9 protein-coding genes are annotated in these 12,426 nt (G+C 71.9%); 5 read left to right on the forward strand and 4 right to left on the reverse strand.

The features are described from left to right. Positions 1-198: 198 nt before the first annotated feature. The gene (locus tag FYW95_RS03440) at positions 199-4,530 is read left to right on the forward strand and encodes a HAMP domain-containing protein (protein ID WP_159941519.1); all 4,332 of its coding nucleotides are present in this window, start codon (positions 199-201) and stop codon (positions 4,528-4,530) included. Between the two features lie 6 nt (positions 4,531-4,536). Beyond that, positions 4,537-5,175 (forward strand): response regulator, encoded by a 639-nt coding sequence (locus FYW95_RS03445; RefSeq protein ID WP_159941520.1) that lies wholly within the window; start codon positions 4,537-4,539, stop codon positions 5,173-5,175. A gap of 13 nt (positions 5,176-5,188) precedes the next feature. Here FYW95_RS03445 and FYW95_RS03450 read toward each other — a convergent pair whose 3' ends face one another. Then, a complete protein-coding gene (locus FYW95_RS03450; RefSeq protein WP_159941521.1) occupies positions 5,189-6,361 on the reverse strand; it encodes a GAF domain-containing protein in 1,173 nt (390 codons plus the stop codon). Between the two features lie 113 nt (positions 6,362-6,474). Between FYW95_RS03450 and FYW95_RS03455 the strand changes: the two genes are divergently transcribed. After that, entirely contained in the window at positions 6,475-7,245 is a 771-nt protein-coding gene (locus FYW95_RS03455) for a GAF and ANTAR domain-containing protein (RefSeq protein WP_159941522.1), read from the forward strand. Positions 7,246-7,341: 96 nt separating this feature from the next. Further along, the gene (locus FYW95_RS03460; protein ID WP_159941523.1) at positions 7,342-7,689 is read left to right on the forward strand and encodes an STAS domain-containing protein; all 348 of its coding nucleotides are present in this window, start codon (positions 7,342-7,344) and stop codon (positions 7,687-7,689) included. Here FYW95_RS03460 and FYW95_RS03465 read toward each other — a convergent pair. Continuing rightward, a complete protein-coding gene (locus FYW95_RS03465; RefSeq protein WP_159941524.1) occupies positions 7,679-8,653 on the reverse strand; it encodes an anti-sigma factor RsbA family regulatory protein in 975 nt (324 codons plus the stop codon). The genes FYW95_RS03460 and FYW95_RS03465 overlap by 11 nt on opposite strands. Positions 8,654-8,778: 125 nt before the next feature. Further along, positions 8,779-10,056, reverse strand: coding sequence for a glycosyltransferase (locus tag FYW95_RS03470; RefSeq protein WP_159941525.1), 1,278 nt, complete (start codon positions 10,054-10,056; stop codon positions 8,779-8,781). A gap of 791 nt (positions 10,057-10,847) precedes the next feature. Between FYW95_RS03470 and FYW95_RS03475 the strand changes: the two genes are divergently transcribed. After that, positions 10,848-11,609 (forward strand): PP2C family protein-serine/threonine phosphatase, encoded by a 762-nt coding sequence (locus tag FYW95_RS03475; RefSeq protein ID WP_159941526.1) that lies wholly within the window; start codon positions 10,848-10,850, stop codon positions 11,607-11,609. A 132-nt stretch (positions 11,610-11,741) separates the two neighbouring features. Here the strand turns inward: FYW95_RS03475 and FYW95_RS03480 are convergent, their stop codons facing one another. After that, positions 11,742-12,425 (reverse strand): copper resistance CopC family protein, encoded by a 684-nt coding sequence (locus FYW95_RS03480; RefSeq protein WP_159941527.1) that lies wholly within the window; start codon positions 12,423-12,425, stop codon positions 11,742-11,744. Position 12,426 lies beyond the last annotated feature (1 nt).

A 12,426-nucleotide genomic window follows, 5' to 3' on the forward strand; every position in this document is an offset into this window, starting at 1 on the left:
CCTCCTGTGCAGGTCGGCTTGGCCGGTTAGTGTAAGTCACCGACACATCCGCTTCTTTCGGGTGGTTCCCCGCACGGGTAGCGTGACGGGGTGTCACCAGGGGTACGCGGTCACGACCGCCTACCCCCGTTTCCGTGCCCGCCGACGGGGCCGGACCGAGGGAGCCGAGGTGGCAGAGCAGGCTGAGAAGGGGGTTCGATGCCCGAGGCGGTCAAGGAACTGGTGGCCGACGACCAGCTCGACGAGATTCTGCGTGCCCTGTACCGCATGCGCGACGGCGACTTCAGCGTACGGCTGAGGAAGCGCGGCGGCGGTGTCATGCGCGAGATCGCCTCGGTCTTCAACGAGGTGGTCGACCACAGCGAGCAGCTCAGTGACGAGCTCCAACGCGTGGGCGACGTCGTGCGCAACGAGGGCAGACTCAACGAGAGGGTGGCCGTCAACCCCTCCCGGGGGGCCTGGGGCGAGAGCGCCCACGCCCTCAACATCCTCCTCGACGAGGTCGCCGAACCGGTGACCGACGTGGCCCGGGTGCTGGACTCGGTGGCCGAGGGCCAGCTCAGCCGCCGCGCCTCCACCAGCGGACGGCGCGGCGAGCTCAAGGGCGACCTGCTGCGCCTGGCCACCACCGTCAACCGCATGGCCGACCAGATGAGCGGCTTCGCCGGCGAGGTGACCCGGGTGGCCCGCGAGGTGGGCACCGAGGGCAAGCTCGGCGGCACCGCCCAGGTCGAGGGCGTCTCCGGCGCCTGGCGCGAGGTCACCGAGTCGGTCAACCAGATGTCCTCCCGCCTCACCGACCAGATGCGCGACATCTCCGAGGTGACCACGGCCGTGGCCCGCGGCGACCTGAGCCGCAAGATCACGGTGGACGTGCAGGGCGAGATGCTCGACCTCAAGGACACCGTCAACACGATGGTGGACCAGCTGTCCACCTTCGCGGACGAGGTGACCCGGGTGGCCCGCGAGGTGGGCACCGAGGGCAAGCTCGGCGGGCGCGCCAACGTGCGCGGCGTCCAGGGCATCTGGAAGGACCTCACCGAGAACGTCAACTCCATGGCGGACAACCTCACCAACCAGGTGCGCGACATCTCGCAGGTGACCACCGCCGTGGCCCGGGGCGACCTCACCCAGAAGGTCCAGGTCGACGTCCAGGGTGAGATGCTCGCCCTGAAGAACACCGTGAACACCATGGTCGACCAGCTCGACTCCTTCGCCGACGAGGTCACGCGCGTGGCGCGCGAGGTCGGCACGGAGGGCAAGCTGGGCGGTCGGGCCAACGTCAAGGGCGTCTCGGGCATCTGGAAGGACCTGACCGACAACGTCAACTCGATGGCCAACAGCCTCACCTACCAGGTCCGCAACATCTCGCAGGTGACCACGGCGGTCGCCACCGGTGACCTCACCAAGAAGATCACCGTGGACGCCCAGGGTGAGATGCTCGACCTCAAGGACACCATCAACAAGATGGTCGACCAGCTGGACTCCTTCGCCAGCGAGGTGACCAGGGTGGCCCGCGAGGTCGGTACCGAGGGCAAACTGGCCGGACAGGCCCACGTCCGCGACGTGTCCGGGGTCTGGAAGGACCTGACCGACAACGTCAACTCCATGGCCAACAACCTGACCTACCAGGTGCGGCAGATCTCCATGGTCACGCGCGCGGTGGCCGCGGGCGACCTCACCAAGAAGGTCACGGTCAACGCCAAGGGCGAGATCCTGGAGCTGAAGGACACCATCAACGTCATGGTGGACCAGCTGTCCGCGTTCGCCGACGAGGTCACGCGCGTGGCGCGCGAGGTGGGCACCGAGGGCAAGCTGGGCGGCCGCGCCGACGTCAAGGGCGTCTCGGGCATCTGGAAGGACCTCACCGAGAACGTCAACTCGATGTCGCACAACCTCACCACGCAGGTGCGCAACATCTCCGAGGTGACGACGGCCGTCGCGGCGGGCGACCTGACCAAGAAGATCGACGTCAACGCGCAGGGCGAGATCCTGGAGGTCAAGACCACCGTCAACACGATGGTCGACCAGCTCTCCGCCTTCGCCACCGAGGTCACCCGCGTGGCCCACGAGGTGGGCAGCCAGGGCCAGCTGGGCGGCCAGGCCAAGGTCGAGGGCGTCACCGGAACGTGGAAGCAGCTCACCGACAGCGTGAACGGCCTGGCGGGCAACCTCACCACCCAGGTGCGGGCGATCGCCGAGGTCGCCAACGCCGTCGCCAAGGGCGACCTGACCCGCAACATCCAGGTCGACGCCCGCGGTGAGATGGAGCAGCTCAAGCACAACATCAACCTGATGGTGTCGAACCTGCGCGAGACCACCGCCACCCAGCGCGACGCCGACTGGCTCAAGTCCAACGTGGCCCGCATCTCCGGGCACATCCAGGGCCACCGCGACCTCAAGGAGCTGGCGCGCCTCATCATGACCGAGGTGACGCCCCTCATCGGTGCCCAGCACGGCGCCTGCTACCTGCCCGAGGACCAGGACGACCAGGAGAACTTCCTGTTCTACGCGGGCTTCGGCTTCGAGCCGGACGAGAGCCGCCGCCGGGTGCGCAAGGGCGTCGGACTGGTCGGCGAGGCCCTGGCCCAGCAGGTGGAGCAGCAGGTCGGCAACATCCCGCCGGGGTACGTCAAGGTCGAGTCGGCCCTGGGCGAGGCCTCGCCGCGCAACCTCTACATCCTGCCGATCATCTCCGAGGGCCGTCCCCTGGGCGCGATCGAGTTCGCCTCCTACGACGACTTCCGCGAGATCCACAAGAACTTCCTGCGCCAGCTCGTCGCCCTGCTGGGCACCACGATCAACACGATCCTGGCCAACAACCGCACCGAGGACCTGCTCGAACAGTCCCAGCAGCTCACCAGCCAGCTCAGGGAGCGTTCCAACGAGCTCCAGCGCCAGCAGGAGGAGCTGCGCGGCAAGAACGCCGAGCTGCGCCAGAAGGCCACCCAGCTGGCCAACCAGAACCGGGCCATCGAGCTCCAGAACCAGCAGATCCAGCGCTCCAGGAACGCCCTGGAGGAGCGCGCCCACCAGCTCCAGGTCTCCTCCAAGTACAAGTCGGAGTTCCTGGCGAACATGTCGCACGAGCTGCGCACGCCGCTGAACAGCCTGCTGATCCTGGCCCGCCTGCTCGCCGACAACGCCGAGCAGAACCTGACCCCCAAGCAGGTCGAGTTCGCCCAGACCATCCACAAGGCGGGCAGCGACCTGCTGCTGCTGATCGACGAGATCCTCGACCTGTCCAAGGTCGAGGCCGGACGCGCCGAGGTCCAGCCCAGCGAGGTCTCCATCGCCCAGCTCGTCGACTACGTCGAGGCCACCTTCCGCCCGGTCACCGGCGACCAGGGGCTGGCCTTCACGGTCGACGTGTCCCCGGACATCCCGGGCACCCTGTGGACCGACGAGCAGCGCCTCCAGCAGATCCTGCGCAACCTGCTCTCCAACGCGGTCAAGTTCACCCCGCAGGGCGAGGTGCGGCTGATCATCGAGCCCGCCTGGGCGCTGGAGGACACCGACCTGGAGATGTTCGTGGAGAACGAGGAGGTCATCGCCTTCACCGTCGCCGACACCGGCATCGGGATCGCCGAGGACAAGCTCCAGGTCATCTTCGAGGCCTTCCACCAGGGCGACGGGGGCACCTCGCGGCGCTTCGGCGGCACCGGTCTGGGGCTGTCCATCAGCCGCAACTTCGCCCGCCTGCTCGGCGGGGAGATCCGGGTGCAGAGCGTGCCCAACCAGGGCTCCACCTTCACCCTGCTGCTGCCCGTGCGCCTGCCCGAGGACGCCGGGGAGCGGGCCGAGGACGCCGGCTCCCTGGGCGGCGTGGACTCGCTGCCCGCGCTGGGCTCCGGCCGGAGCACGGACGCCGAGACCCTCGGCTCCTCCGTGCTCGACGACGAGTTCTCCATCCCGGACGAGGACTTCGACGCCGCCGTGGCGGCGCTCACCGACCTGTCCGAGGAGCCGCTGCCCACGGTGCCGGTGCTCAAGGTCCCCGAGCACCCCGCCCCGGGCGGGGCCGAGGAGTCGGAGGAGGCGGCCGAGCCGGAGGCGCGCACCGACCCCGAGCGGCGGGCCGTCCTGAGCGGACAGCGCGTGCTCATCGTCGACGACGACGTGCGCAACGTCTTCGCGCTCACCAGCGCGCTCGAGGCGCAGGGCCTGGAGGTCCTCTACGCTGACAACGGGCACGCCGGAATCGCCAAACTGGAGGCCAACGAGGACATCTCCCTCGTCCTGATGGACGTGATGATGCCCGAGCTGGACGGCAACCAGACCACCCAGCGAATCCGGGAGATGCCGCAGTTCGCCGACCTGCCGATCATCTCGCTCACCGCCAAGGCCATGCAGGGCGACCGCGAGCGCAGCCTCGCGGCGGGGGCCACCGACTACGTGACCAAGCCGGTCGACCTGGACCACCTGCTCGACGTCATGCGACGGTGGCTCACCGCCGGCCACGAGGCGAGTGACGGCGGTCAGAGCGGGGAGACCGACACCAGCAGCACCCCGAACGAGGACGTGGAGTAACCCGAAGTGACCCAGAAGGCCAACATCCTTCTCGTCGACGACCGAGACGAGAACCTGATCGCGCTGGAGGCCGCGCTCACCTCCCTGGACCAGAACCTGATCCGGGCCAACTCGGGTGAGGAGGCACTCAAGCACCTTCTGGGCACCGACTTCGCGGTCATCCTCCTCGACGTCGTCATGCCGGGTATGGACGGCTTCGAGACCGCCGCGCACATCAAGCAGCGCGAGAAGACCAAGGACGTGCCGATCATCTTCCTGACCGCCCAGGAGTTCGACCGGCACCAGGTCTTCCGCGGCTACGCCTCGCGCGCGGTGGACTTCCTCCTCAAGCCCTTCGACCCCTGGGTGCTGCGCTCCAAGGTCGAGGTCTTCGTGGAGCTGCACCACCTCAAGGCGCAGATGCGCGAGCAGGCCCGCGCCCTGCAGCGGGACCTGGGCCAGGAGACCGGTGAGTCCGGAAGGCTCCTGGCCGAGCAGCTGGCGCAGCGCGCCCGGCAGGTCCAGGCCGACCTCGCCGAACTGCGTGAGCACATCGTGGACACGTACCAGGACGTGGACCAGCCCCTGGTGGAGGGCGTGCGCCGGGTGGACGACTCGGTCTCGCGCCTGTCCACCCTGGTGGACACCCTGCACGGCCCCGAGTAACGGCCGCCCGGTCTCACCCGGACGGGCGCGGCGGCAGCGCCAGGCCGATGTGCTCGCCGATCTCCTCGATCAGGCCCAGGTCGGCCAGGCGGAAGCTGCCCCGGTTGCTGCGCCGGATCAGCGTGAGCGCGCCCCGTACGCCCCGGCTGCCGCGCAGGGGCACCGACAGCAGCGAACCCGCGCCCAGCATCGCCAGCAGCGGGGCGCCCGACGCGGCGTGGCCCAGCACGCCCTCGTCCTCGATCAGGGGGAACAGCAGCGACTGGCCCCGGCGCAGCACCTCGCCGGGGATGTCGGAGGCGCCGGGCGCGGCCTCGGTCACCGCCTCCTCCTGCTCCGCGGGCGCGTCGACCGGACCGGCGACCACCGCGCGGCGGGCCGCCTCGGGGCCGGTGGGCAGGTCGCACACGTCGACGACCACCCAGTCGGCGTAGGAGTCGGCCAGCAGCTCGGCGGCGTCGGCCAGCGCGAGCGGCTTCCCGGCCCCGCCCGGACCGGCCGAGCGCAGCAGCAGCCGGGTCATCCGGGTCAGCACGTCCAGCCTGCGCGCGGCCAGCACCACCACCTGGTCCTCCACCTCCGGCTCCAGCGGGGCGGGGCCCTCCTCCTCGGCGCCGTTCATCGGCGGCGACATCGCCACCAGGACCAGGGGGTGGGGCTCGGTGGGCAGCTCCAGCCGGGTCAGGGTCAGGTGCACGTCCTCGGCCCAGCCCCGCTGGGCCAGCCGCGACTCCAGGGAGGTGCTTCCCTCGCCGCGCAGCACCGCCGCCAGCCAGGACCGCATCGCCGCGCGCTTGCGCAGGTCCACGAAGTGCGCGAAGGGCTTGCCGGTGAGGTAGCCCGGGGCGCTGCCCAGCCGGGCGGCGCCCGCGTTGTTGATGCGCCGGATGTAGCCCTCGTGGTCCAGCAGCACCACGGGGACGCTCAGCTCCTGGAACACCGCGCGCAGCAGGGCCCGGTCGCCGCCGTCCTCGCCCTGGCGCCGCGGGCCGGGGTGGGCGTGCGCGCTGGCCAGCTCCGAACCGGCGTCGCCCAGCAGGCGCTCGGCGTACTCCAGCTCGGCCAGGGCCGCCTCCGCCGTGCTCCGGGCGTCGTCGGGATACATGGTGTGCGTGTTGCGCAGAGCGGAGATGCGTTCACCCAGGGCGGTGATCTCACGCTGCAACCCCGCGAGGTTGTCCGACACGCTCAGGTCTCCCGTCGTGGATGGGGTCTGCACCGAAGCTAACGGATGTCCGCGCCCACGGTCCTCCAAGGTTACGGTTAGGGGGGACCCGGACGCGCGAAGGAGGCCGGATCGTGTGGATCGAGCGCCTGGCCCGTGACATCGGCGCGCTGGGGCAGGAGGACGGCACCACCCTGGAACGCGCCCTGGACCAGATGAGCAGGGCGGCGGCCCTGGGCGTGCCCGGCTGCTCGGCCGCCCTGGTGGTGGTCTGGCGTGAGGTCGGGGGCCCCGACGGCTCCGTCCGCCACGTCGTCACCGACTACGGGGCCTCCCACGCCGACCTGTCGGCGGCCTTCGAGCACCAGTACACCAGCGACCAGGGGCCCACGGTCGAGGCCGTCCGCGACATGCGCCAGGTCCGGGTGGGCGACGTCCTGCGCGAACCCCACCGGTGGCCGCGCTACACCAGCATGGCGGTCCAGTGCGGCGACCGCTCCTCCATCACCCTGCCCAGCCCGATGCCCGGCGAGGGGGACGACCGGGTGATCACCTTCGGGGTGCACTCCGGCCGCGCGGACGCCTTCGACGAGGACGTGGTGGCGCCGCTGACCGCCCTGCTGGCCGAGCACGCCGCCGTGTCGCTCTACAGCGCCGGGCGCCAGGCCGACGCGGCCCGCGAGACCGCCCACATGCGCCGGGCCATGTCGGCGCGCACGGTGATCGACCAGGCCAAGGGCATCATCATGCACGCCCGGGGATGCGACGCCGACACCGCCTTCACCGCGCTGCGCGAGGTCGCCCAGCGCAACCGCAAACGGGTGGTGGAGGTGGCCCGCGACCTCGTGGAGGAGAACACCGGGCCGCAGCCGCGGCCGCGTCGCACCGGCGCGCCACGAGAGTGAACACCGGGGCAACACCGGGCGATGAGTCCCCAGCGTGATCGAAACGCGCCATGATGAGGGCTCGGGGCCGCCCCGGAACGACAAGGAGAAGCGACCGTGACGTCAGACATCCCGACCCGGCGCGAGGACGGCGTCGTCGTCGTCACCCCCGTGGGGGACATGGACGCGGTGACCTCTCCCGAACTGGCCGCGGTCCTGGACGGCGTCCTGGCCGCCGCGCCGCCCCGCGGGGTGGTGGTCGACCTGGCCAAGGTCAGCTTCTGCGACTCCCGGTGCATCGGGGTCCTCGTCTCCGCCTACCGGCAGGCCCGCGACCTGGGGGTGGGGCTGGTGGTCACCGAGCCCCAGCAGCAGGTCAACCGCCTCTTCGTGATCGCCGGGATCGACCAGGTCATCCCGATCATGGAGAGCACCGACGCCGCCGTGGACTCCCTCAGGGGCTGAGCGGCGCCGGCCTCCCGGCCTCCTCGGCGGCCCTGCGGGCGCCGATCCGGTCCACGAAGTGCAGCCGCACCAGCGACCCCTCACCGCTGCCGCTGATCTCCAGGAAGTCGCAGCTCTGCCTGGTGATCCACAGCCCGTACCCCCGCGCGCGCAGGCTGTCGGCAGGCCGGTACCCGGCCAGCGGGTCGCGCAGGCCCCCGCGTTCGTCGAAGACGTCGCACACCCACCGGTCCGGGGCGCGCCAGACCTGCACGGTGCCCTTGCCCGCGCCGTGCTCCAGCACGTTGGCGGCCAGCTCGTTGACCGCCACCACCAGGCTGTCGATCCGCTCCGGGGGGAAGCCCACGTCCTCGCCCAGCGCGGCCAGGTCGCCCCGCAGCCGGGGCAGGGACATCCCGATGTCCAGCCGGTGCACGGCACCGGCCACCGGCAGCGGGTCCGGCGCGACCGGACGGGCGCCGAAGGCCGCCGTGCCCCGGTACCGGGGGTTGGGGAGCGGCCCCGCGGGCCCCAGCAGCACCGGGTGGGTGGCGACCACCGCGGAGCGCGTGCGCGGGGTCAGGTCCCGCTCGTCGTGGGCGCACAGCAGCCGCAGCCGCTGCGGGGCCAGGGCCGTGCACAGCACCGATTCCAGGCGGTGCCACTCGCGCAGCTCCGTCTCGGAGGACAGGGGCAGCGGGGGCTCCGCCACCAGGACCACCGGGCCGGGGGCGTGGGTGAGCGCCAGGCGGTGCAGGGCCGCCAGGGCGCGCCCCGGCGCGTCGTAGAGCGAGTCCCGGTCCGCGACGCGCACGTGCGCGCGCTCAGCCGGGGCCAGGCCCGCGAGGAGCGCCTCGGCGCGGTCCGCCCTGACCGCGAGCACCGCGTGGGCGTTCTCGCGTACGGCGGACCGCAACCGCTGCCTGGCCACCTCGTGGAACCGCCGCTCACGGCCGAAGAGCAGTCCCTGGTGCTGGAAGGTCATGTGTGTGTGGTGTCCGCGCTCGGATCCGGCCCGGTGCCGTCCGAGCGCCACGGTCTGTGTACCCCTTTCGGCCCTTCCGCAACGGGGTCGAAGGGCCGGAGATAACGGCGCGGCACTGACACGGCTCAGTTCGAGAGCCCGGACAGCAGCAGGCCGTCCGTCTCGTCCTCGTCGGCCGTGCCGTCCTCGGCCTGCTGGGGCCGGGACCGCTCGTAGGCCAGCTCGGTCTCCACGGCGATCCGCTGCCACGTGAACCGGGAACGGGCGCGGTCCACCGCGGCGATGCCGTAGGCGGTGCTCATGGTGGGCGTGTTGAGGACCGCGCGCACCGCGCGGGCCACCTCGTCGGGACGGCCGAAGCGCATCAGCACGCCGCTGGTGCGGTGCAGGACCGCCCCGGGGGTCGCGCCGGTGGCGGTGGCCACCACGGGCAGGCCGCAGGCCATGGCCTCCAGGACGGCGCCGCCGTAGGGGTCGTAGGAGGCGGCGGAGACGTACACGTCCGCCGACCGCAGCAGGCGGGGCAGCTCCTTGCGCTCGACCGGCCCGGTCAGGTGGACGCGGTCGTTCACCCCGGCCTCCTTGGCCAGCAGCTCGACGCGGCGGGCGTTCTCGTCCAGGGCCACCTCGACGTCCTCGGCGGTGGAGACGAGCAGCAGCTCGGCCTCGGGCAGGCGGACCATCGCCTCCACGAGCCGCTCGGCGCCGCCCGCCTCGGTGAACGAGGTGACCGACACCAGGCGGGCGCGCTCCTCGCGGCGGGAGTTCCAGTGCTCGGCGGAGGCGCTGCCCTCCACGCTGAAGTGGTCGGGGTCCACGCCGAAGGGCACCACGCTCACGTGGTGGCGGGGCACGCCCAGCCGGGCCAGCTCGCCCTGCTGGTCGGTGGAGTTGACCAGGACGTGGTCGGCCCGGGAGGCCAGGATCGTCTCCATGCGGGCGCGCTCGGGGCGGTGGGTGAGGCCGGAGCGCTGCTCGCTGGCGTTGAGCGAGTGGAAGGTCTGGACGATGGGCGTGCCGCTCTGGTCGCGTTCGCTGTGCGCCTGGGCGTGCAGGGCGGCCAGACCGCTGGTCCAGTCGATGGCGTGCAGGACGTCGGGCGCGTCTTCGTCCAGGGCCGCGGCGAGGGCGGTTCCGAAGGCACCGGTGTGCTCGGCCTGCCGGTCGGCGGGGACCGGCCGGGCCGGACCGGCGTCCAGGTAGGCGACGGAGACGCCGCGCGCCATGCGCGTGCGGCCGTCGGGCTGGTCGGGACCGCTGCGGCGGACGTAGACCGTCACGCGGTGCCCGCGCTTGGCGAGCTGTCGGGACAGCGCGCACACGTGCAGGCTGGCGGGGCAGGCGGGTTCTCCCCGGTGGGCGGGGAGGGGGTTGGCGTGTTCGGCGACCATGGCGATCTTCACTGGGCTGAACTCCTTGGACACGGGTTCGTCTGGTGTCCGTCGTGTGCCCGGAGCGACTCCGGAGCGGGGATCGGAATCCTCCCGGGCGGGGACTGGGTCTGGGCGCCTCTGGCCGTGGAGCGGGTGCGCGACAGCGGCGAGGGGGGAGGCGCGGGGGTGCGGGCACGGGGTGCCCGGGGCGGAGGCCGTCCGCCAACACGAACAGCCGTAGGCGCGGGGCGCGTACGGCTGTGGCGGAACGGCGGGAAGGAAAAGGAGAAGAAGGGCAGACGCATGAGAACCACACCAAACGACCGGTCGGGAGGACGGTGCCACCGTGCGTAACCGGGTAAGGGCGCACGGGGCGGGTCGTGTGTGTCTGCGTCTTAGACACCCAACGGGGACCATTCTGCCAGACGGTTCCCGTTCCGACAACGGGAGGCCGATCCCGCACCACGGCCGAAGGGTGTTTCGGGTCTGGCCGTAACCCGGCGGCGCGTTCTCTGTACTGCGAATTCTCGGTAGAGGTGCACGGCCCCTGTCGGGTGGATGGCGCCGCCGCTACTGTCAGAGCGGAACACCGGACGGCGTGACCCGTGCCGACCATCCGGCCGCCGCGGCGCTTTCGGCGGCGGGAACCCCGGTCGGAACTGCGTATCCGGGTGTTTTCCGCCATGATGTACGCGGATTTTGACCCAGTCCGGCGGTGGCTCGGTACGGTGACAGAATCCAGACGTTGAACGGGACTCGACCAAGGTCCGGCGCGGGTCGCCGGACGCCGGCCACGGCCGACGAAACGGGAGGAAGGGCGTATGGGTGTCGCTGGTGGGGAAGTCATCGTCACGGCCCTCACGCACCGGGGCGCTATCCGTCCCGCCAACGAGGACGCCGTGGTCATGGGTGCCCTGACCGTCGCCAGTGCGAACATGACCTCGCCTGTGCGCTGTGTGCTCCCGGTGAGCGAGCCCGTCATCCTGGCGGTCGCCGACGGGATCGGCGGCCAGGCCGCCGGGGAGATAGCCTCCGAGCACGCGGTGCACCGCATGGCCGAGATGGGGCCGCGCCTGGACGGTCCCGAGGAGATCGCCCAGCTGCTGAGCAACATCGACGAGGAGATCAAGGACCACGCCACGCAGCACACCGAGTTCTCCGGGATGGGGACCACGGTGGCGGGCGTGCTGCTCAACAACGACGGCAACTTCTGGTTCAACGTCGGCGACTCCCGGACCTACCGCCTGGAGGGGCGCCGCCTGCGCCAGCTCTCCGAGGACGACTCACCGGCCCTGCCTCCGTCCGAGGACGGCCGCCCGGTCACCACGAACTTCATCACCCAGTCGCTGGGCGGCAGTTCGGGGGGCAGCATGGTCCCGCACGTGGGCCGGGACGACGCCGCCGACCCCAGCGCCTGGCTCATGTGCAGCGACGGCCTCTCCGACCTGGTGCTGCCCGAGGAGATGGAGCGGATGATCGCCGAGGCGGGCAGCGACGAGGCCGCCGTGCACGCCCTGTGGCAGGCCGCCATGGAGGCGGGCGGCAAGGACAACATCAGCATCCTCCTGGCCCGCCGCGTCTGAGGACCCGTCGCCCGGGGCCGTCAGCCCCCTGGCGGCCGCCGCGGCCGCACGACCACGTACAGGGGCCCCGCCCCGGTTCCCCGGAGACCGGGGGCCGGGACGGGGCCCCTGTACGTACCCCGGAACCGGGCCCTAGCCCTGGCCGCCGCCGGGACGGTTGCGCGTCCGCGCCGCCACGAGCACGACCGCGGCGATACCGCCGAGGGCCACGACGCCCACGACGGCCAGCGCGGCCCAGGACACGCCGGACCCCTCCTGGGACTCCCCGGCGGCGGTCGCCTCGTCGGTCGGCTCAGCGGCGGTCTCCTCCTCGGCCGCGTTCTCCTCGGCGGCCGTCTCCCCCGGCTCGGCTTCGGGGGCGGCCGCGGCGACGGCCTCCTCGGTCACCGAGAAGGCCAGGCTGCCCTGGATCGGGTGGCCGTCGGAGGAGACCACGCGGTACCCGATGGTGTACTCCCCGGCCTGGTCAAGGGCGGCCAGTCCCACGGACACGTCGTTGCCGTCGAAGGTGAGCGCGCCCTCCTCGTAGGTGGTCTCCCCGTCGGGGCCCGTGACGACCACGGCGCTGCCGCTGCCGCCCTCCATCGGGGGGTTGTTGAAGGTCAGCGAGACCTCCTCGGGAACGGTGTCCAGGGTCTGGCCGTCCTCGGGGCTGGAGTCGGTCAGGACGTCGTGCGCCAGTGCGGGCACGGGGGCCAGTGCCAGCGCCGCGGCGGCCAGCGGGGCCAGGAGCGCGGCGGCGGGCCGCGGGAGCGCGCGGCGGCGGGCCGCGGCGTCGTGGCCGGAGGCCCGGGAGGTGTTGCGGGTGGTGTTCATG

The sequence above is a fragment of the Nocardiopsis sp. FR4 genome, from assembly GCF_009830945.1.
Taxonomy (GTDB): Bacteria; Actinomycetota; Actinomycetes; order Streptosporangiales; family Streptosporangiaceae; genus Nocardiopsis.